General features: G+C 67.9%; 11 protein-coding genes. 2 read left to right on the top strand and 9 right to left on the bottom strand.

The genetic code is table 11. The features are described from left to right. Positions 1-10 precede the first annotated feature (10 nt). The 4 genes from ACWF4Z_RS14030 to ACWF4Z_RS14045 all read right to left on the bottom strand — a co-directional run bounded on the left by ACWF4Z_RS14030 (position 11) and on the right by ACWF4Z_RS14045 (position 9,686). Positions 11-1,300, bottom strand: a complete 1,290-nt coding sequence (locus ACWF4Z_RS14030; protein WP_452243404.1) for a multicopper oxidase domain-containing protein — start codon at positions 1,298-1,300, stop codon at positions 11-13. Positions 1,301-1,316: 16 nt separating this feature from the next. Beyond that, positions 1,317-2,576 (bottom strand): multicopper oxidase domain-containing protein, encoded by a 1,260-nt coding sequence (locus ACWF4Z_RS14035; protein ID WP_452243405.1) that lies wholly within the window; start codon positions 2,574-2,576, stop codon positions 1,317-1,319. A 77-nt stretch (positions 2,577-2,653) separates the two neighbouring features. Further along, on the bottom strand, positions 2,654-8,020 hold the full coding sequence (locus tag ACWF4Z_RS14040; protein ID WP_452243406.1) for a hypothetical protein: 5,367 nt from the start codon (positions 8,018-8,020) through the stop codon (positions 2,654-2,656). 166 nt (positions 8,021-8,186) lie between these two features. Next, positions 8,187-9,686, bottom strand: coding sequence for a ferredoxin reductase family protein (locus tag ACWF4Z_RS14045; protein WP_452243407.1), 1,500 nt, complete (start codon positions 9,684-9,686; stop codon positions 8,187-8,189). A 108-nt stretch (positions 9,687-9,794) separates the two neighbouring features. Between ACWF4Z_RS14045 and ACWF4Z_RS14050 the strand changes: the two genes are divergently transcribed. Together ACWF4Z_RS14050 and ACWF4Z_RS14055 are read left to right on the top strand one after the other, a co-directional pair. After that, the gene (locus tag ACWF4Z_RS14050) at positions 9,795-10,469 is read left to right on the top strand and encodes a response regulator transcription factor (protein ID WP_452243408.1); all 675 of its coding nucleotides are present in this window, start codon (positions 9,795-9,797) and stop codon (positions 10,467-10,469) included. Further along, entirely contained in the window at positions 10,441-11,535 is a 1,095-nt protein-coding gene (locus ACWF4Z_RS14055) for a sensor histidine kinase (protein ID WP_452243409.1), read from the top strand. The genes ACWF4Z_RS14050 and ACWF4Z_RS14055 overlap by 29 nt, the downstream gene beginning before the upstream one ends. Positions 11,536-11,538: 3 nt before the next feature. Here the strand turns inward: ACWF4Z_RS14055 and ACWF4Z_RS14060 are convergent, their stop codons facing one another. Genes ACWF4Z_RS14060 through ACWF4Z_RS14080 form a run of 5 tightly spaced genes read right to left on the bottom strand, consistent with a single transcriptional unit; the run spans position 11,539 to position 21,550 of the window. Further along, positions 11,539-12,030, bottom strand: coding sequence for a hypothetical protein (locus tag ACWF4Z_RS14060; protein WP_452243410.1), 492 nt, complete (start codon positions 12,028-12,030; stop codon positions 11,539-11,541). Then, positions 12,027-12,998, bottom strand: a complete 972-nt coding sequence (locus ACWF4Z_RS14065; RefSeq protein ID WP_452243411.1) for a multicopper oxidase domain-containing protein — start codon at positions 12,996-12,998, stop codon at positions 12,027-12,029. The genes ACWF4Z_RS14060 and ACWF4Z_RS14065 overlap by 4 nt, the downstream gene beginning before the upstream one ends. A gap of 29 nt (positions 12,999-13,027) precedes the next feature. Then, positions 13,028-15,022 carry a multicopper oxidase domain-containing protein gene (locus ACWF4Z_RS14070; RefSeq protein ID WP_452243412.1) on the bottom strand — a complete coding sequence of 665 codons (1,995 nt, stop codon included), beginning with the start codon at positions 15,020-15,022 and terminating at the stop codon, positions 13,028-13,030. Positions 15,023-15,035: 13 nt separating this feature from the next. Beyond that, the gene (locus tag ACWF4Z_RS14075) at positions 15,036-16,352 is read right to left on the bottom strand and encodes a multicopper oxidase domain-containing protein (RefSeq protein ID WP_452243413.1); all 1,317 of its coding nucleotides are present in this window, start codon (positions 16,350-16,352) and stop codon (positions 15,036-15,038) included. Then, positions 16,349-21,550, bottom strand: a complete 5,202-nt coding sequence (locus ACWF4Z_RS14080) for a hypothetical protein (protein WP_452243414.1) — start codon at positions 21,548-21,550, stop codon at positions 16,349-16,351. Before ACWF4Z_RS14080 ends, ACWF4Z_RS14075 begins: the two co-directional genes overlap by 4 nt. Positions 21,551-21,591: the final 41 nt, after the last annotated feature.

The following is a 21,591-nucleotide window of genomic DNA, read 5'->3' on the forward strand; positions in this document are numbered from 1 at the left end:
GTCGGTGTCCTCACTGGCTCGCACAGCCGGCGGGCGGATCGATGCGGAAGACCGTCATCATGCCGCCGAAGGCTGCCCCGTAGTTGGTCGCCTGCTCCAGCGCGTGGCTGTGCGCGATGTGGTAGTACTCGCCGCATTCGTTGTTCTGGGTCAGGTTCGACGGCACCGGGTTCTTGGTGCCGAGGTAGCCGCTCTCCGAGAACCAGGTGTCCGGCCCGACCAGCAACTGGTCGGTGATCGCCGGCAGCTGCGTCGGGATCGGATTGGTCGTCGCGTTCCAGTGCTCGACGTCGCGCCAGTCCATCAGCACGTCGAGGGTCTGCCCGGGACCGACGTCGAGGTCGTACTTCTGGTACGAGAGGTCCTCTCCGGAGGGACCCTGCAGGGCATGACCGTCGCGGTTGACGACGCGTTCGTCGCTGCCGTGCGGATGGAACGGGTAGTTGACGCTGCCGGCGTTGAGATACCGGATCGTCGCAGGCAGCGGATTGGTTGCCGCGTCGTACGGTTTGATGTGGACGAGCGCGCCGTACGGCTGGCCCGGCAGCCAGGGCGCGTTGTTCGGCGCCAGGGTGTCGGGCATGCTGCGGCCGTTGATCGTGAAGTACCGCGACTTCGAGGCGTTGACGTCGACCGGCTGGTTCCGCTCGACCGCAAGGTGGACATCGGGGTCGATCTCGGACAGCAGGTAGACGTACTCCTTGCCGTTGGCAAAGGCTGAGTCGGCGCGATCGTTCACCTGGTTCGGGTGACCGGCGGGCCGGACGACCAGAGCGCCGTACAGCCCCATCTGGAGTTGCTTGTCGACGTCCGTGCCGGTCTCGTAGAGGTAGGTCCCCGGGCTGCCCGCGGTGAACGTGTACGTGACCGATCCGTTCGCCGCGTCGGCGGACTGGACCAGGGAGGTCAGTGAGCCACCGGAGTCGAACTGCGGTTGGGCCGGGTTCCCGTTCGCCTTCACCGATTGCTGGCCGGGGAAGACGATCGAAGTTGCCTCCGGCAACTTGTTGTGCAGGACGACGGTGACCGGCCGGCCGGACTCGACGCACAGCGTCGGACCGGGCAGCTGGAAGCCGCGCTTGCTGTTGCCGTAGCTCCACATGTAGATCGAGTTGCCGTCCGGCGTCGACACATAGCCGTCACTCGCCGTCAGCGAGAACGTCTGGTTGGCGTCGGTGTCGCAGAGCAGTCCTTCGGACATCTCCGCGGCCGAGGCCTGGGTGCGGACCACGAGCGGTGTCGTGACCAGTACTACGGCCGCTGTCACGGCGAGCGCCCGTTGGATCAAGAGTCTCTTCATCGGATCATCGCCCCCGTCACGCGTTCGCCGCGGTCTGTGCGGGATAGGTACCGGGCGGGCCGACGACGATCTTCGTCATCATCCCGCCGTACCCGGCGCCGCCACCGTTGTCCAGGTACGAGTACTTGCGGTCGTAGAGCAGGTACTCGCCGGGACCGGGCGCGACGAACAGCGCATCGCGGCTCTCGCCCGGCCCGATCTCGACCATGTTCGTGGTCAGGTAGTTCGTCGTACCGTCGCGGCCCTTCAACAGGCTGGCATCCTTCGCGATCACGGTCAGGTCGAGGTTGTCGACCGTCATCGCGTGGTTCTGGTAACCGAGGTTCGAGAACCGCAGCAGCACCCTGTCCCCGGCGTTGCAGCGGATCAGGGACGAGATCGGCTGGTACTGCAGCCGGCCGGCCGCGGTACTCAGCGGATCGCCGTTCGCGGCGATCGTGTCCGGATACGCACGACCGTTGAGCAACCAGAAGCTCGGGTCGTAGTCGGTCCAGTCGTTCACCTGGATGTGCGCGTCCCGGTAGTGCGCCGCCGACCACAGTTCGGTCACCATGAACGCGAACTCACGGTCATACGCCGTCGACCCGTCGCCGTCGTTGTAGGCGTACCGCTCCCCCGGATGCAGCGGTGTCCGGTTCTGGGCCGGCCGGACGAACACCATCCCGGTCATCCCCATCTGGACGTGCTCCACGTCTTCGAAGTGACAGTGGTACATGTAGGTGCCGGCGTCGTGCGGCCGGTAGAAGTAGGTCAGGTCGCGCCCGATCGGCACGGCGAGCGAGAGCTCCGGTACGCCGTCGAACAGCGGGATCGCGTTGACGAACCCGTGCCAGTGCAGCGTGTGCCCGTCGAACAGGTCCGGCCGCTGCGCCAGCCCGAGGTTGGTCAGGGTGAGATAGACGTCGTCTTCCTCGTCGAACGCCATCATCGGCGCACTGACCTGTGCCTTGCCCCGTTGGGCCGCGACCAGGTTCGAGCTCATCCCGGTCACGTCCCGGAAGCCGAAGACGTAGGTGTTGAACGGGCTCGGCGCGAGCGGATCGGGGAAGAACGGCGGATCCGGCGGCGCGTCGCCCGGCATCGCCACCCAGCCGTCGGTACCGACCAGGTGGACCTGCTTGACCGGGTGCGCGGCCGCTGCCGCCGACCGGTCGGGTGCGGCCAGTACGGCGCCGCCGGTGAGCAGCCGCCCACCGAGCACCGCGCCGCCGACGGCACCCGCCGTGGTGAGAAAGGAACGCCGCGTCAATCCACGCGACAGGGAAATATCAGTCACTGGAGTTCTCCCGTTGCTGTTGCGATGTGGGCAGAATGTGCGGCCCGCCGCGGAGGGGGCGCGGCAGGCCGCACGGCTCACGGCGTCATCTGGTCGGACCCCGCGTCGTACCGACGCAGGAGGCCGACAACGGTCGGCCGGGGCTGACCGTCGATGTCCGGGGTCGGCGCGGTCACCGTGTAACTGAACCCGGTGGCGGTGGTTCCCCACCGGACCACGGTGTTCGCCGCGCCCCGTCCGCGCGCCGACGAGGCCGGCGTGGCCGTGGCCAGGTGGAAGTCGCCCATCAGGTCCGGTGGCAGCAGCTGTGCCACCACGACGGCTTCCCGGAAGGCCGGATACGTCCGGACCGCCAGGATGTTCACCGACACCTCGTACGGCGACACGAACCCTGGATCGACCGTGGAGTTCGACGCGTCCGGGGCGGTCCCGGTCACGTCCTGCAACACGGTGTGAGTCGGCGTCAGCAGCGCCCCCGGCACATCGGCCGCGCCCATGTCCCAGGTGTCGACGGAGTTCGCCGTACCGTCAGGAAGCTGACCGCCGATGCCGTAGACGTAGCCACCGCTGAAGGTGCCGGCCCGGTTGTCCCAGAAGACGTCGTTGAGCAGCGTCGGCTTGCTGAACTCCGTGGCCGCCAGAGTCTGCGAGCCGGAGAACAGAGTCGTGTTGCGCAACCGCGCCTGCAAGGGATCGCTGTTGGCCGCGGTGGACAGCCCGGCCGGAGCCGGCTGACCGTTGCTGGTCACGGCCGAGGCCGTGGTCAGGTTCTTCGTGATCGTGTTGTTCACGATGTTCACGAAGACCGCGTCGTCCAGCGCGAGACCGCCGCCCTCGTGCGCCGAGATGTTGTCCGCGATCGTGTTGTTCGTGATCGCGATGGTCTGCGGATCGGACCGGGAGATGTGCGATCCACTGACCTGCAGCAGCCGGATCCCGCCGCCGTCGTCGTTGGCGAGGTTGGCCTGGATGATGTTGCTGTCGATCGTGACCGGACCGGAGCCCGGTGAGAGCGCCGTCGGGGTGGCCGGCAGCTCGCCCGCGATCATGATGCCGCCGCCCTCGTCGTACGAGGCGTTGAACCAGACCCGGTTGCCGGTGATCGATCCGCCGGTACTGCCACCGGGGTTGGCCATGTAGCCGAACGCCGTGAGCGCGCCGCCGTACTCGGCGGAGAAGTTCCCGCAGAGTGCGTTGTCCGCGACCCGGTACCCGTCGCTGCCGGTGAACAGGCCGATGCCGCCGGCCAGGTTGGTGCCACCGTTGTCGCGGATCTGGTTCCGCGCGATCACCGGGTCGTAGTTGCGGTTGTCACCGACGTACGGCGTACCGATCCGGACGGCGCCACCGTACGACCCACCGTTGCCGTGGATGACGTTGTCGGTCACCTGCACGCCGCGGACGTTGGAGTGCACGTAGACACCGCCGCCTTGCGTGATCAGAGCACCTGCCGCGCCGTACGGCGTGGTCACCGCTCCGGTCAGCACATTGACGTTGCCGGTGATATCGGCCTGCGCGCCACCGGTGATGCTGAGGCCGTCGAGCGTGACCGGCCAGGTCGCCGGAGTGAACCCGGCGCGGGCCGGATCGTCCAGCACAGTGACCACAGCCGAGTCGGGTACGGCCGGGTTGCCCGAGTAGGTCAAGCTGCTCAGCAGGTTCACCCAGGCAGTGCCGTTCGGGTTGTCGAGGTTGAAGCCGGAGCCGTCCAGGATCGAACCTGGCACCCACGTGCCGGCCGAATCGAAGCCGCCCGGGCCGACGCCTTGGATGCGGACCTGGTGGTGCACGATGACGTTCTCGTTGTAGTCACCGTGCGGGTTCGCATTGGTCTGGGTGTTCGGCCAGACCACGACCAGCCAGTACGGGCGCAGCCGCGTCGGCGTCGCCGCCTCGAGGGCTGCCTGGACGGTCTTGTAGGGCTTCGTCGGCCCGACCTCCGCGATCAACGGATCGTTGGCGCTCATTCCGGCGAGCAGTGGAATGTTGACCCCGAGCACCTGCAGAGTCAGTCCGTTCACGCTCGTCTTGCCGTTGTGTCCGGTGATCTTGAGGGCGGCCGCACCGAGTGGGAACAGCACCGGCACGGTGAACGTGATGCTCTTGTCGGTCCAGCTCGTCACGGTCATCGTCGTACCGTTGAGTGTCACCCGGTCGGGGGCGCCGGCGGCACCGAAGCCGAAGCCGGTCACCGTGATGGACCGGTTCGCGTCACCGCGGCGGATGTACGGCCGACTGACCGACAGCAGCTGCGGCACGGTGGATCCGAGATCACAGATCGTCGGGTTGACCGTGGTCGTATCCGGCGCCAGTACCGTCGCGGCAACCTGGGTCGGCGCCTCGTCGGTCACGGTGAAGAGCCCTGGCCAGGCCTGGAAGTTGGTCGCGATCGTCCTGAATCTGGAGTTGTAGTCCGGGTTCAGCGCACCCGGCTGACCTGGATCGTTGCCGACGAAGCGGTACATGTTCGGGCAGGGACCCGCGGGCAGTGGGCAGTTGTACGTACTTGTCGACGGTTCGAGTGCCTCGTACAGGCCGTTGAAGTCGGTGTGCACCGTGTCGACCAGACGGCCGGCCCAGTCGTAGAGACCGACCGGGACGAACGGCAGGCCCTGCGCCTCGCCGTAGTTGACGCTGCGCTTGTCCAGAGTCAGCCCGAGGTCGTTCAGCGTGATGCCCCAGAAGTGCGTGGGGATCGGGACATCTGTGAACAGGTTGAAGTTCGGCGCGGTCGCTTGGTTCGCCCGCAGGCCGACGAGCTTGTCGTTGCACAGCGGTCGTTCGTAGCCCTGGAACGGGCTGCCGCCGCCGGCGTTGAAGGCCTCATTGGTCACGTCGACCGTGTGCAGTGGTCCCGCGCAGGGCGAGATGATGCCGGCCTGCTGCGACGGCGGCTGGTCCGGAGGCGTCGGCTCCGGGTCGGGCGGTCCCGCCGGGTCGGTCGCCTGCGCAGGCGTGGCCGGCGGGTAGTTCTCCTGCGGCAGGTAGGAGTCACCGTCGAAGACGTTGACGTCCTCTTCCCGCGTCACCTTGTACATCGGCTTGCCGTCGACCGGGTCGTTCGGGATATCGACCGAGACGATGTAGTCGCGCGCGGGCAGGTCCTGTTCCTGGCCGGACGGCAGCGGTGCGTACAGCGCGAGCCCGTCGGGGTTGTGCACCGTGTCCGTCGGCGGATACAGGTTGATCTTCGAGGTGGTGAAGCCGTAGTTGCCGTTGACCGTCTGGCTGCCGCCGGCGCTGTCGTTCGCGCCGACCGCGACACCCAGCATGGGTGATTCGACACACAGCCGGTTCTCCGCCGTACCGAAGGCCGGCAGAGCCTGCTGGTCGGTCAATAGCTGACCGTTGTACATCCGCGCCGTGCAACCGCGCGGCGGCGCCCACTCCTCCGACGTGTAGGCGTCCTGGACCTCAGGCCCCTTCACGAACGCGCCGTACTGCGGATTGTCGACCAGGCCACCGTTGCCGTCGGAAATCTGCTTGGGCTCAGTCTCGTAGCCCTGCCGGCAGAGCTCGGTCGGGGTGGTGTCGGTACACGCCTTCGGTACGTACAGCCGCACCGGAATCCCCGGGATGCCTGGCTGGTACGGCTCGGTCGCGGCCTTGGCCGGGTCGAGTTCGTTGCGGGTGGTGTCGTACGTGACCGTGCCGACGATGCCGCCGTTGGTGCCGGGATCGTAGGGCTGCACACCCCAGTCGATCCGGCCGCGGAGACCGATGATCGGCAGGAAGTTGATGTCGACCAGGCTGCCCAGCTGGGTCGTTGCCTTGGGCTCGTTGGCCGCCTGGTAGGTGATGCCGGTGGTCTTGTACCGGGTGTTGAACCCTTCCAGGATGAGCCACTTGCCCATCGGGTAGGTCTCCCGGACGTCGTAGTTGCCGCTGGCATCGGTCGTGGTGGTGTTGGTGGCCTGGTCCATCAGCGAGTTGTCCCGCTCCCGAACGGTCAGACCGAATCCCGGCACCGCACGCTCACCGGTGTCCCGCTTGCCGTTGCCGTTGGCATCGACGAACACCGAGCCGGTGACGTGCGTGAACCAGCCGACCAGCATCTTGTTGCCGACATCGGTCACGTCACCGTTGTGCACCTCGACGTTGAAACTCCACAGGATGTAGTCCTGGGCGTCGTCCCACATGCTCAGCTGGTAGGTGCCGTCGGGCACGTTCTTGATGTCGAAACTGCCGTCGGCCGCGGCGCGACCGACATACACGGAAACGTCACCGGCGTCGAGGTCGGACAACGCCAGCCAGGCATACGGGATCGGGCCGTCGGACTTCGCGCCGGCGAACCCGCCCGGTTCGGCGACCTGGCCGTTCTGGCCACCCACATACGACAGACCGGCGATCACAACACCCTTGATCTCGCCGGTCGGCGGCGTACCCGCCGGCGGGGTGAGGGCCTGCGTCCGGACGAAGCCGAACTGGACCGCGGACACCAGCTCCGCGCCGCGCAACTGCTCGGTGTCGAAGCCGGTCTCACCCTCCTGCTGCCAGATGTCGTGGTCGTGACCGCCTTCCAGCGTTGTCGTCTGGACCCACTGGCTGGTCTGTCCCGCGGGTGGCGCGACCGTCGCGGCATAGCGGTTCGGCCCGAGGTTCGGAATCACGATCTGACCAGTGGCGTCGCTGACGCACTTGCCGGTCGTCCGGGCGGTGTCGACGATCGGCTTGTTGTCTGCGTCGAACAGCATTGGACCGCTGCCGTTGGCGTTCGCGTGCTGGTAGACCGTGCACAGCGCGTTGCCGTAGTAGTCGGTACTGACGAGGCCCATGACATCGGACAGGGTGGCGGTGAAGCCGGCCAGGCCCTGCTCGGCGTCGGCCTCGTACGTCGCGTCGACCGGGACGTTGTCGTTGAAGACCTGCAGCCGCAGCGTGGTGAGCGGCAATGGGGTCGGATTCATCCGGACCACCGCGTGCGTGGTCGCTCCGGACGTGATGGTGAAGTGGCTGCCGTCGATCTTGAACCCGTCCGCGGTGACGGAGATCAGGTACTTGCCGGGCGGCAGGTTGCCCAGCGCCGTACTGTCGTTCAGATCCGCTTCGGTGCCCTGGGCAACGATCGGCGCGAAGCCGGAGGTCGGCCGGGTCGACGGCCACGGGCAGGTGTCCGCGTAGTTCGGATCGGACGAACCACCAGGCGCGGTCGCGGGCAGGCATCGATCGGTCAACTGGTTCGCCCGCGTGCCGGGGTCTCCGGTGTCGTCGACATTGATCAGCCACTTGTAGTGCAACACCGGATCGTTCTCGTGCACGAATCCGGGGCCGGTATTCACCGACCGGGCACTGGCCACCTGCAAAGTCAGGCTGCCCGGACCGGCGGCGCTCGCGGGCGCCGCGGTCCTGGCCAACTGCCCCACCGGCAGCAGCGCCGCGATCAAACTCAGCCCGACCACCATCCGCAACCCTCGCCGCGGCACAGATCTCTGGTAACGCGTCACAGCCCCTCCCCCACTTGCCCACCCGCGTGCGCCCTGGAGACGTCACGCCGTGCGGCAACAGTGCGGCACCGGACGCATCGGTCGGCGCGGATGACAAAGGATTCATGCAGCTCTCACGAACCCCGCCGCGGATCGGACCGCCGGTGACACTTCGCCGTCATCGACGTCAGACGGCACCGAAGCGTTCGGTGTGAATGCGGCGGTGGGGCACGCCCAGTGCGGCGAGGTCGTGGCTCACCGAGGTGACCATGGCCGTCGGCCCGCAGACGAAGTAGTGGAGCCGATGGGGCCGGCGCGGAAGGCTGCGCCGGAGCAGATTCTGGCCGATCCGCCCGACCTGGCCGGTCCATCCTGGTTCGGGGGCGCTGACCACCTCGATCACCTTGAGGTTCATCCGCGCCCGGAGCTCTTCCACCTCGGGCACCAGCATCAGGTCACGCTGGGTGCGGGCGGAGACGATCAGCCAGACCCGGCGCCGGTCGGACCGATCCGCGAGAGTGCGCAGCATGCTCAGCAGCGGCGTGATGCCGACACCGGCCGCGATGAACACGAATCCGGGCACGTCCTGGAGTCCCTCGATGGTGAATCCGCCGTACGGCCCGTCCAGAAAGACCCGGCGCCCGGGCCGCAGCGCCCCCAGCAACTCGGTGAAGTCGCCCAGCGCCTTGATCGTGAACTCCATCCGGTCCGGGTGCTCCGCGGACGACGCGATGCTGAACGGATGTTCCTCGAACACGAACGGCGTCGACCCGATCTTCAGCCAGACGAACTGACCCGCCTCGAACGGCAGACCGGGGTGACCGTCGGCCTGGATCACCAGCGTCACACCGTCGCCGGGTACGAGTCGCACCGAGTTCACGACGTACGCGAATCTCCCGGCGCGCATCGGCAGCCAGATCCAGCGACGCGCGGCCAGGCCGACCAGCAACAAGCCGGTCGCAACAAACCAGGCCGCCACCAGGACGTGCGAAACGAGGTGCCGCAGCCACCAGACGTGCAGCCACGCGGTGATCACGACGATCGCGACCAGCCCGTTGTGCACGAGTCGCCACCCCTCGTACCGCGGCTGGCGACCCGGACGGCGTAGTGCCAGTACGACGACCAACACCAGCGCGACCGTCGCCGTGACAGCTGCCCGCGCGGCCATCGTGGTGTGCGCGAGATCGAGGATCGACAGGCCGCGCGGATCGACGATCAGAACCGCGACCAGGTGCACCAGCACCAGCCCGACCGCGACCAGCGCGATCAGCCGGTGGACCGAGAGTACGGTCTCGATCCCGAAGCTCGCGATCAGCCACGGCAACCGGGCCGGTAGCGCGACCGCCACCACCAGAGCCGAGTACCCGACCAGCCCGGCGCTGAGGGTGACCGCCTCGCCGGGGGCGGTGTCCGGCGTGATCACCTGCCAGGTGAGGAACAGCGGGATGAGCAGGACAGCGACGTACCACAGAAACCAGGCGCTCCGGGACAGCAAGCCGTGGACACGCGCTGACACTCGGTAGCGGGGCATCGCGAGGCGCTTCCGGGACCAGGGACAATCCTTCGGGACGCTGGCAAGGTACGCCGAGGCGCAGGCGCGGGGAACAGCGCTGAGCAGGTATGACAGGACTGTCATCCGCAGCCCGGCCGGGCCGGGGTGCGGCTCGGCTCGGCGGAAAGCGCTCACCTCTTCCGTCCGGTACTCGGTCGTCCGACAATGTCGATGGGTCACGGATCGGTGGGGGCCGGGCAGGCCGTGTCCCGGGGGTAGGCCGCACGGCCTCGAGGGGGTTCGATGACCAGGATTCTCGTTGTCGACGACGAACCCGACCTGCTCGGGTTCGTCCGCAGTGCGCTGGAAGCGGAAGGTTTTCACGTCCTCACGGCCACGGACGGGACGGAGGGCCTACGGCTCGCTCTGACCACCAAACCCGATCTGGTGATCCTGGATCTCCTGATGCCGGGACTCGACGGTCAGGCGGTGCTCACCGCGTTGCTGACGCACGACCGGACCACCCGGATCCTCGTGCTGTCCGCGACCGAGGACCGAGGGGTACGGGTCTCGTGCCTCGAGCAGGGCGCGGTCGACTTCCTGTCCAAACCGTTCGTGGTCCGAGAGTTGCTCGCCCGGGTCCGCTCGCGGCTGTTGTCTCCGGTGCTCGCCGGTGCGGCCTGGTTGCCGGAGGTTCTGCGCGTGGGTGAAATCGTCCTCGACACCCGGACGAGGCGGCTGCAGGTCGGTGAGCGGACCGCCGAGCTGCCGCAGCGAGAGTTCCTGCTGCTCCAGCACCTCATGCGCAACCCGGACACCGTGTGCTCCCGGCAGGAGCTGCTGTCGGAGGTGTGGGGCTACGACTTCGACCCGGCGACGAACCTGGTCGATGTGTGCGTCGGCCGGCTCCGATCCAGGCTTCGCAGCGATGTCATCCGGACGGTGCGCAATGTCGGCTATCAGCTACAAACAGCGTGACGAGGCGCCGGCGGTGCCGGCTGGGTCCGGCGCGCGCCGCGTCCAGCTGAGCAGCGGGCAGATCACCGACAGCCTGCTGGCTGTCTTCATGCTGGCCATGCTTGTGCTGATGATTCGCCTGCCGGGTGAGGAGACGATTCCGTACCACTTCCTGTTCCTCAGTCTCACCATCGTGTACGGGTTCCGGGTCTGGCCACTGTGGCCGACGCTGCTGGTGGCGCTGGCCGTGACCGGCGTGACCGGGTGGATCCTGACCGACCGGGTCGTGGACGGCGTGATCGACCGGGCCGAACTCGCCGAGGTCCCGTTGATGCCGGCGCTGTTCGTCGCGATGGTGTGGCACGCCCGACGCCGGATCGCGGCGCTGCGGCAGGTGGAACAGATGGCCGACCAGCGCCGGGCCAGCCTGGAACGTGAGCGCGGATTCCTCCGCGACAGCTCGCATGCGATCCGGACGCCGATCACGATCGCCCGGGGTCACCTCGAGCTGGCCGGGACCGCGCCGACGACCGCTGTCGCCCGACCGCACGTCGAGGTGTCGCTGCGGCAGCTGGACCGGATGTCGGCGTTGTCCAACCGGCTGCTCGCGCTGGCCCGCCTCGACGCCGGTGAGGAGCTGGACCGCAGGCCGACCGACGTCGCCACGCTGGTCGCCGAGATCGGCCGGAACTGGACCGCGAACACCGACCGGGTGTGGCTGGTCGGTTGTGGTCCGACCGGACAGGCGCGGATCGATCCGGACTGGGTCGAGCTCGCGCTCGATGCACTCGTCGAGAACGCCGTGCACTTCACCGCCTCCGGTGACACGATCCGGCTCGGTTGTACGTCGTCGCCCGCGCGCACCGCGATCACCGTCGAGGACTCCGGGCCGGGGATCGAGACCGACGACCTGCCGTTCGTGTTCGACCGGTTCTGGCATCGCCGGCCGGAGCACGGACCGATGGGCAGCGGCCTCGGTCTGCCGATGGCGCGCGCCGTCGCGGAGGCACACGGCGGCACGCTACTGGCCACATCCAGTCAGGACGGTGGAGCCCGGTTCGTCCTCAGCATTCCGCACACCCGCTGACGCTCAACGAACGACGACGTGTTCCACCTGCGCCTGGCCGAGCAACACCGTGACCTGCGCGCCACGTCTGATCCAGTTGCCGGGGTTCTCGAACACCAGGTAGTAGGTCTCCCCCGCCGTGTACTTGCCCGTGTGCGCATGGCTCATCAGCAGGTCGCGCACCACGAGCCCGGTGGCTTCGTCGACGATAGCCGGCGGCGTCGCCGCGTCGTGCAGGGTGTTCGCCCGGTTGGGATCCAGGACCTGGAACCGCAGGTCGATCAGCCCACCGGCCCCCGTCACCGCCACCCGGGTGATGCGTACGCCGCTGCGTTGCGCGAGACCGTCCGCATCAACCGGCGTCCGTCCCCAGGCGATCTGGGCGACGGGCGCGGGCGCTGCCGCGGACTGATCGCTCCGGGCGCTGTAGAGCAGCCAGACAGTCAGCCCACCAGCCACCACGGCGATACCGGTCAGAACACCCAAAACCCTGGTCAGGCGAGGTTTTCTGCTCATGGCTGGATGAAGACCAGCATGCCGCCACCGGTCAGTGGTGTCGGCGAGGTGCCGGTCTGAGGTCCGCCGGTCAGGTGGAGTTGACGGTTGAAGATCGGGAAGCCGTGGGTACTCGGCGGACTCCCCGCAGGCACGACCACAACGGTGTCTTCGGTCGCACCGGCTGCGATCGTCTCCGTGCTGGCGCTGAACGGGTTCGTCAACAGCCTCGCGTCACGGGCGACCACCTGCTGGTGTGCACCGAGTAAAGTCATCGACGTGTTGTCGTAGCCGGCGTTGAGGTACCGCAGCAGCACCCGTTGACCCGCGGCGGCGGTGATCGACGGGACCGTCGGGTAGGCGTTGCCGTTGACCAGCCAGTAGGTCGCTCTGAAGTTCTGCAGATCGAATGTCTCCGGCGCGGCGTTGAAGGCCGGATCGACCGCCATCAGGACCAGCACGGCCTCGACGTCGTACGCCGTCGTCGCGGAGGCATACGCCTGGTTGGCAGTGGTTGTGCGCACCAGCAAGGCACCGGACAGTCCCATAGCCTCCTGTCGGCCGGCGTCGCCGCCGCTCTGGTACAGGTAGGTTCCGGGCTGTGCGGTGAAGGTCCTGCTCACCGCCGTACCCGGTGCGGCGTCGCTCGGCCCGGGATCGAACGTCACCCCAGGGATCTCGAACGACACCACATGCCCGGCAGGCAAGGCGTTCCGGACCGTGATCGTGACCAGGTCGCCTTGTGTCGCCTCGAGCCTCGGCCCGGGCAGGCCCGCGACCGCAGTAGCGCAGTTGCCCGGGGTCGTGGGCGTACCGAAGCCCCAGATCGGCACCGTGCCGCCGCCGGGAAGCGGAGCCGTCCCGGGTACGGCGCAGAGCTCGATCGCGACGGTCGCCGCAGTGGCCGAGCCAACCACACAGGTCAGGCCGAACACGGCCAGCAGGAGCACCAGCAGGACCCGGGCCCCGCGGTGGACGGATGTACGCATCGCCGCTCTCCTTTGCCACTCGTGCCCGGTCATGGTGCGTCGTACACGATCTTCATCAGGTCGCCCCAGGTCGAGAACGTGGCCGGAGCGGGTGCGGTGTACCGCTGGGTGTGGACGAGCACCCGGAGCTGGCCCGTGTACGAGCCGGTGCCGATGTACGCGTTGGCCGGACCCGGCAGGGTCCAGGTCGAACTGACGTCGGTGGAGCCGACAGCCAGTGGCTGTGTGGGTGGCGCCGGCAGCGTCGTCCAACCGGCGGAGGTGGCTGTGCTGCAACCTGCCGCGCCCGCGATCGTCCAGTTGCAAATCTTGACCGTCTGCTGCGGGAGGTTGGTCGTGGTCGCCGGGCAGGTGGCCGCGGTGGTAACACCGCAGTTGCGGCCCTGGTAGAGCACCTTGAGGTTCTGGCTCCCGGCCGGTACGCCGCCGAACGCGCCGTACCAGTCCGTCGCCAGGGCGGTCACCACTGCGCCGGCGGTGTGGGTCGCGGCGGAAGTTCCGAGCTGACCACGCGCGACGGTCCACGTCGTGCTGCCTTGGCCGCCGGTCACCTGCAGCACTTCGTTGTCGATGCGGACGAAGTACGGGCCGGTGGTGGGGAATCCGGCGGCCGAGGCGACTGTGATGGACGTCTGGGCGGTAGTGGTCGCGGTCGGGCGCGTGGTCGTCTTCGGGTTGATCTGGTAGTAGACCCCGTCGGACTGGCCGAGTGCGGTGACCGCGCCCGATTTCAGGGTGCCGCCGATCAGCGAGGTCGCGGTCGGCGAGCCGAAGCATCCGCCGGCCGGATCGACGCGGAGCAGTGTGCCCATACCGCCGAAGCCCTGGTCGAAGTTGGTGAACTCGTTCAGTGCGTGGCTGTGCAGCGGGAAGTACCACTCACCGCAGGCGTTCTGCGAGCTGGTTCCGACCGGCAGGGTGCCCTTGTAGCCGAGGTACGGCGACCCGCTGTACCAGGTGTTGCCGTCCTTGAAGAACAGGTTGCGGTAGTTCGGTTGCGCCACCGGCAGCGGGTTCGTGGTCGGGTTCCAGTTGTCCGCGTCGTCCCAGCGGAGCAGGAAGTCCTCGGTCTGGCCGGATCCGATCGTCTCACCGAAGTGCTCGGTGGACGCGACCAGCCGGCCGTCCTGCGCGATCTGCCGGGTGTGGTTTCCGTGCGGGTGGAACGGGTGGTTGACCGCACCGACGTTGATCATCCGGATCAGCGCCGGACGGTTGTCGGCGGGCGAGTTCGGCTGGAGCCGGACCAAGGCGCCGTACGGCTGGTTCGGTAGCAGGGCCGACCCGTTGTCCTGGATCGTGTCGGGGAACTCGCGGCCGTTGATGGCGAAGTACCGGTTCCGCAAGGTGTTCACGTCGTACGTGCTGCCGACCTCGACCGCGTGGTGCAGGTCCGGGTCGATGTCGCTGAGCAGCAGCAGGTACTCGCGGCCGGGGGCGAACTGCGTCGCCGCATCGCCGTACGCGTAGTCGTCGCCGACGGACGGGCGGACGATCAGTGCGCCGGCCAGACCCATCTCGAGTTGCTTGGCGACGTCCGATCCGCTCTCGTACAGGTAGGTGCCGGGCTGCCCGGCGGTGAACGAGTAGCTGACATTCCCACCCGGAGCTGCCTCGGTGGTCAGCAGACCGGGGGCGCCGCCGGTCGCGGTCACCGTGCCGTCCTGGCCCGGGAAGACGATGGACGTTGCCTCAGGCAAGTTGTTGTGCAGGGTCACGACCACGGTCTGGCCCTGCGTCGCGCACAGCACCGGTCCGGGACTCTGGAAGTGCCCGCCGGCGGGCGAGTAGCTCCACATGAAGACGCTGTTGCCGTCCGGGGTGTCGATCGTGCCCGCGGACGCGACCAGGTCGAAGGTTCTGGTCGAGCCGGCCACCGTGCCCGCCGTACAGATCATGCCGGTCGGCGGGACGGCTTCGGACTGCGCACTCGCGGTGAGGGACGCGAGCGGGACCAGGAGGCCGGCGGCAAGCGCCAGACCGGCCATCGACCGGCGGATCCGTGCCAAGGTACTGCGTGTCATCGTCGCCTCCTGCTCAGACATAGGTCTGGCTCACGACGGTCTGCGCGGGCAACGGGCTCTGATACACCCGTACCTCGGTCATCATTCCGCTCGGGCCGGGTGCGCCGAGGCTGGACAACCTGCGCCAGTCGCGGTTCTTGAAGTAGTAGACGTTGTAGCTGCCGCGCCCATCGGTCCCGGACGGCCTGACCGCGGAGTAGGCCGGAGCGTCGAAAAGCACGTCCCTGGCCTCGCCAGGACCGATGTACAGCGTGTTCGTCCAGTACGACGTGTCCGTGCTGCCGTTGCGCAGCAGCGACGCATCCTGTCCGACCACGTGCATCGGGATCCCCGGGAGCTGCATCGCGTGCTGCTGGTAGCCCAGGTTCGCCAGCCGGAGCAGAACGCGGTCGCCGGGATTGACCTGGATCAGCGCGGAGTTCGGCAGGCTGTAGTCGGGCGCATCGTCGTAATTCGCATTGGGCGTCGCGATCCGCAACGATGCCGGCAACGACGGATCGTCGTTCGGCAGCGTGGTCTGCGGATAGCAACGGCCGTTCAGGACGAACCACTGCGGCTCGTAGTCGGTGGCGATGGACTCCTGGATGTCGCGGTCGCCGTCGTGGAAGTCCCGCCAGTATTCGTTCAGCAGGATGGCGAAGTGCCGGTGATAGCCGGTCGAGCCGTCCCCGTCGTTGTAGGCGAACCGCGAGAACCCGCCGACCGTCGTGCCGTCCTGGATCGGCCGGACGAAGACGATGCCGGTCATCCCCATCTGCACGTGCTCCACGTCCTCGAAGTGACAGTGGTACATGTAGGTACCTTCGCGATGCGGGCGGTAGAAGTACGTCAGCTGCTTGCCGATCGGTACCGCGACGGACACTTCGGGAACGCCGTCGTTCAGCGGCGACGGTACGTCGAAGCCGTGCCAGTGCACGGTGTGCGAATCGACCAGGTCCGGCCGCTGGACCAGGCCGAGGTTGGTCAGCGTGATCTTCACGTCGTCGCCCTGCTTGACGTCCAGCGTCGGCGCGCTCGTACGGGCATGGCCCTTGTACTGCGTGACGAGCTGGTCGACCGTGGCAGTCGGGCTGACCGGGATGAACCCGAAGATGTACAGCGGGTCGTCCTCGCGGCCGGGAACGGTGATGTACCCGTCCGTGGCGGCCAGTGCGAACGTGGTCGTGGCCGCCGCGGCAGCGTCGGTCCCCCGGACCAGGCCGGCCCCGATTCCGCCGAGAGCGAGGGTGCCCAGCGCACCCAGGCCGGTGGCCTTGAGGAAGTCCCGGCGTCCGACGCCGGTCGGGTGCGGTTCCATCGTGTCCTCCTGCCGAGGCTGATAGGTGCTCATGGCAACGGCACCGGGATGCCTGGCAGCTCGTCCGCACCCAGGTCCCAGGGGGTGAGTACTCGGAGGGTGCGCAGCTGTGGCCGGTACTGGTTGTCGTAGTCGCCCAGGCCGTTCGCCGCCGCGAGCTGGCTGGGCATTCCGCTCGGAGCCTGCACCGCACCCGCGGAACACGGGTTGAGTGCCGTGACTGGTGTCGGGAAGGCAGTGTTCGAGCACCGGACACCGCGGTCCAGCAGGGGGCTCGTGGCCAGCAGGTGGTAGTCCCCGGTCAGCCCGACCGGCGGATCGGCGCCGGTGATGGTGACGGCCGCGGTCTGCGGATCGAGCCGGGACCCCGACACCGTCAGCTCCAGCGTGAACGGCGTGACGAACGCCGGGTCGGCGCCGATGGTGTTGCCCTGGCCGGCGGGCACAGCGTGTTGTACGCCGTTCGGTCCGAGGATCTGGCCGTTGGTGAGATCGGAGTACCGCGGCACGAAGGTGTCGGCGTTGTTCGTGGTGCCGTGCACCTCGAAGTCGATCGTGCCCTGGTTGACCAGCGTCGCGCCCGGGCCGAACCCGCTCAACGTGAACGCCGTGTTGTTCCAGAAGATGTCGTTGAACTGGGCGACCGGGCGGGCGAAGTCCGGCCGGGTCGCGGCATTCGGGTACTGCGCGAGGTAGCGGGCATCGCTCTGCCAGAGCGGGTCGTTGCCCTCGGCAGCCAGTCCGGCCGAGTGCGGCTCGCCGATCGCGGAGTTCTCCGAGGATGCGGTGGACACGTTGTTCGCCACGGTGTTGTTGATGATGCGCACGTTGGACGAGTCGTCCAGCATCATCGCGCCGCCGATGTCCGCCGATCCGTTGTCGACGATCTGGTTGTCGCGGATGTTGATCACGGCGTTCAGCGCATCGAGCACGAAGACGCCGCCACCGTCGTCACCGGAGTAGTTGCTCTGGATCAGGTTCTTGTCCAGCGACACCTGACCGGTACCGTCGCCGAGCGACCCGCCGCCGACCGGCAACTCGGACTCGATCGCGACGCCCGCGCCGGAGTCGACCGAGTCGTTGTAGTAGATCTGGTTCTCGTGGATGTTCCCGTTCGGGCTGAGGCCGATGTGGGAGATGCCGGCGCCGTAGTTGACGCTGAAGTTCGAGCAGACGATGTTGCCGGCCACCTCGTAGTTGTTCGAGCCGTAGAAGATTCCCAGGCCACCGGCCTGCGTCAGGCCGCCGTTGCCGAGCAGCCGGTTGTTCGCCACCTTCACGTCGAAGTTGTGGCTGGCGTGGTCGAACGGCTGGCCGATTCCGATCCCGCCGCTGACGACACCGGCGTTGTTCTCCAACACGTTGTTGGTGAGCTGCTCGTTGTTGATCGAGGCCTGCAGCTGGATGCCGCCGGCACCCTCGCCCGACCCACCGGTCATCAGCGCGACACCGTCGATCCGGGACCGGTTGAACTGCGTCTGGTTGACCGCGGTCGTCGTCCCCGCGAGGTCGTACGCCGTCGCCGTCTTCGCCACCACAGTGACATCGGCGCCCCGCAGGACCGGGTGGGCGGCGTCGACGTACGGAGCGTGCGCCGCGACGGTGGCGTCGTACGCGGTCGCGTTCTGCTGGAAGTAGCGGCCGTCGACGACCGAGCCGAGGACGTGGAACCGCGGGTCCTCCGGGTCGCGGGCCTGGAACTCGTGCGCGCCGATGATGCCGCCCGGGCCGACGCCCTGGATCTTCAGCGGCTTCCAGACCACGACGTTCTCGTTGTAGGTGCCGGCCTTCAGCACCAGCAGGCTGCGGGCGGGTGCCGCGTCGATGGCCGCCTGCAACTGGTGGCCGGTGAGGGTCGGGGCGGCGACGTTCACGACGTTCGGGTTGTAGCTGACGCCGCCGGACGTTCCCGTCACGTGGACGGTGAGACCGTTCACCGTCGGCACCGCGCCGTTGGCGTTCGAGGTTGTCAGGGTCAGCTGTTTGGGACCCGGTGGGAAGAGTGCGCTGAACGCCGGGATGCGGATCTGGACCCGATCGGGTACGCCGGTGGTCCCCGACGTACCTGGAGTCCAGCTGACGATTCCGCCGTTCGCCCGGGTCAGCGTGACGGACGTCCCGGTGCGGTCGTCGGTCAGGGTCGCCCGGACCCCGGTCGCGCCGGTGGCCGTGCCCTGGGCGCCGATGAAATCGGCCTGGATCGTCATCACCTGACCGGCCGTCCGGACCGGGGTGTCGACCTGCAGCAGCTCGGGCCGCGCCGGTACGGCGGGGTCCTCACAGCCGGTGCCCGAGATCGGGTCCAGCGGCAAATCGAGCTGCGTGGTCAGACCCGGCCACGCCTCGGCCGGAGTCGTTGCCGTCAGCAAGTTCGGGTTGTAGCCGGGGTTCGGCGCGGTCTTCGAGCCCGGGTCGTCGACCTTGACCAGGTACATGCCTGGGCACGGTCCCTGCGGAATCGGGCAGTTGAGTGTCTCGGTCGACGGGACCAGGGCCTCGAAGGATCCGTCCGGGCTGGTCGTGACTGTGGTGAGGAGGCGCCAGTTGTTGGCGTCGTACGGCAGGTTCACGTTCCCGCCGGGGCCCGCGGTGTCGACCCGGGCGTAGATACCGACCGGGATGTTGCCGATCGGCCGCGGTTCGCCGTACCACGGTGATTGCGGGTCACGCTCGAAGTAGATGTCGTTGAAGACCTGGCCGGCCAGACGCCCGGGCTCGGCGACGTCACCCGTGCGGGTGTCGGTCGCGTCCGCGCCGTTGGGGTCGGTGCGGAAGTTGGTCATCAGGTTGAAGTCGGCGTTGGCGTTCTGGCTGTTCTGCAGGACGACCAGTCGCTTGTCACACAGCGGTGCGTGCGCACCGGGTACGCCGAAGTAGTTGCTCCGGACCACCAATGTCGACTGGTCGATCACGTGGTCGTCACCGGTGCACGGCGGCGGCGGGATCGCCGGGGTGAAGTGGTTGCCGAGGTCAACGTTCACGTCTTCTTCGCGGACCGGGCGGTAGAGGCAACCGCTGCCGTCGCCCGGCAGCGAACCCTTGGCGTGGCTGACCTGCTGCGCTGCGCCGACCGGGTTGCACGCGCGCGCGTCGGTGCTGTCCGTCGGCATCACCACGTGGGTGATGTAGGTACCGGCGGTCAGCGCGACCGGCTGGGTGTTGCCGGTGCAGGTGCCGTTGTCGGCCGTCAGGTCGTAACCGTTCGGGCAGTAGTCCGCAAACGCATACCCGCCGTCGAAGGCACCGTCCTTGGTCTGTGCACCGGTGATCGGGACCTCCAGACAGTTCGGCCCGATGTCGGGATTCAGCTGGGCACTGATGTCCGCGCCGGTCGCGTCCCGGACCGAACATCCCGGCGCGTACGTCGCCGGATCGGCGGGCGGCGGCGTACCACTGGGCTGGACCCAGTGATCGGTCACGTATTTGTTCACCACCACGTCGTCGGCCGTGTTCGGCAGTCCGTCCGGACCGCGCGTCTCCAGGTAGACGGTGACGTCGGGGATGGCCGGCTCGTAGTCCTCGTGCGCCTGGAAGCGGGCGTCGAACTCGTTCCGGGTGGTGGAGAAGTAGGTGATGCCGACGATCTGTCCCGGCGTACCCGCCGGGTAGTCGGTCTTGCCCCAGTCGACGGTGGCGCGATGGCCCTCGGTCAGCAGTTGGTTGGTGAGCAGCGCGCCACCCAGGTCGGTCGGGATCGGCGTCACCACGCTCGAGTCCCACTCGTCGTGCTGGGCCGCGCCACTGACCCCGAAGCGCGCGAAGCCCTGCTCGTTGACGATCCAGCGGCCGAGCGGGCCGCCCTCCGCGGTCGGGTACTGGTAGTAGCCGGTGGCATCGGTGAAGGTGGACTCCTTGATCGAGCCGTCGCGCCAGCGCTGGTCCATGTCGGTGTTCGCGATCCCCGGCTCGCCGGGATCCCTGACCTGGTTGCCGTTCAGATCCTTGTAGACATGGCCGTCCAGCCATCCGAACCAGCGGGACACCCCGACACCGTGCTCGTCCGGACGCACCGGATCAGGATCCTCGACGACGGCCGTCCCACCGGCGGTCACGGTGATCGGCAGGATGCGCATGATGTAGTTCAGCTGCTCGTCCCAGATGGACAGGTTGTAGCTGCCGGCCGGGACGTTCTGGATGTCGAAGTTGCCGTCACCGTCGCCCTGGCCGATGTACACGGTGGTGTCGGTGGTGCTGTCGCTCAGGGCCACGAACGGGTTCGCGACCGGCTCGCCGAGGGTCAACTGGTCGAACGGGGCCCAGCCCTGCCAGTTGCGCGCCGTACCGGTGATCTCGCCCGTGCCCGCGGTCGCGAACGGTTGCGGTGCGCAGACGAAGCCGAACCAGTAGGCGGTCCGTGCCGTCGGCGGCTCCCACAACTGCTCGCCGGGCGACCCCGTGCCATCGGCACCTTCTTCCGTCGGTGCGAGCAACTGGAGACCACCGTCGATCGTGGTGGTCTGGTACCACCGGCTGTTCGGGTCGCTGTTGCACGGCCGGTCCGGGGGATGGACGTCGATGTAGTACGTCGCCGGCCCGAGATTGTCGATCTGGTTGAAACCGTCGCCGTTGGTCAGGCACAGGCCACCACAGAGCGGCTGGTTGTTGTAGTCGACCGTGACGGCACTGTGCGTCTGCTCCTCGAGACCGACCTGGAAGCCGCTCAGGCCGCCTTCCTCGGTGTCCGGTGCACCGTTCGTCCAGGCGTTGTCCTGGAACACGAACACCCGGATCTTGCCCAGTGGTAGCGGATGCGCGTCGCTCTGGACGGTCAGGTCGACGCGGGCGGTCAAAGTGCCGTCCGCCGCCGCGTCGGCGGGCAGGTTGATGTACTTGCCCCACATCTTGTGATCCAGGGCCCGGACCGAGATCAGGTACCGTCCGGCCGGCAGGGTCACCGTGTTCCGGGTCTGGTCGCCTTCGCGAACGATGGGGCTGTTGCTCTCGGTGTTCAGCGCCTTCGGATCGTTCGGCAGCTTGGTGTTGTCCAGGTTGACGATGTAGTTGAAGTTCGCCAGTGGCGTGCCGGTCGGGAAGTCGCGCGCGTCGATGGTGACCGAGCAACCGGCCGCGGGACATGCGGCAGCGGCTTGTGCGTTCGGTGCGGTCCGGGTCAGCGCCAGCCCGGAGAGGCTGGCCGCGATCAGCCCGAGCACTGCGACCCTGGCCACCACCGCACGTGTTCGGTGAACCATCCGGAACGAGCGACCGTGACGGCTGGTCGAAGCGGACATCGGAACCACCCTCCCGGCGGCACGACCTGGGCAGGCCACCG

This window comes from Kribbella sp. NPDC055071, from assembly GCF_053608045.1.

Excerpts from the sequence above, each read along its gene's own strand:
- ACWF4Z_RS14030 (WP_452243404.1), bottom strand. The coding sequence starts at position 1,300 with ATGAAGAGACTCTTGATCCAACGGGCGCTCGCCGTGACAGCGGCCGTA.
- ACWF4Z_RS14050 (WP_452243408.1), top strand. The coding sequence starts at position 9,795 with ATGACCAGGATTCTCGTTGTCGACGACGAACCCGACCTGCTCGGGTTC.
- ACWF4Z_RS14055 (WP_452243409.1), top strand. The coding sequence starts at position 10,441 with ATGTCGGCTATCAGCTACAAACAGCGTGACGAGGCGCCGGCGGTGCCG.
- ACWF4Z_RS14060 (WP_452243410.1), bottom strand. The coding sequence starts at position 12,030 with ATGAGCAGAAAACCTCGCCTGACCAGGGTTTTGGGTGTTCTGACCGGT.
- ACWF4Z_RS14065 (WP_452243411.1), bottom strand. The coding sequence starts at position 12,998 with ATGCGTACATCCGTCCACCGCGGGGCCCGGGTCCTGCTGGTGCTCCTG.
- ACWF4Z_RS14070 (WP_452243412.1), bottom strand. The coding sequence starts at position 15,022 with ATGACACGCAGTACCTTGGCACGGATCCGCCGGTCGATGGCCGGTCTG.
- ACWF4Z_RS14075 (WP_452243413.1), bottom strand. The coding sequence starts at position 16,352 with ATGAGCACCTATCAGCCTCGGCAGGAGGACACGATGGAACCGCACCCG.
- ACWF4Z_RS14080 (WP_452243414.1), bottom strand. The coding sequence starts at position 21,550 with ATGTCCGCTTCGACCAGCCGTCACGGTCGCTCGTTCCGGATGGTTCAC.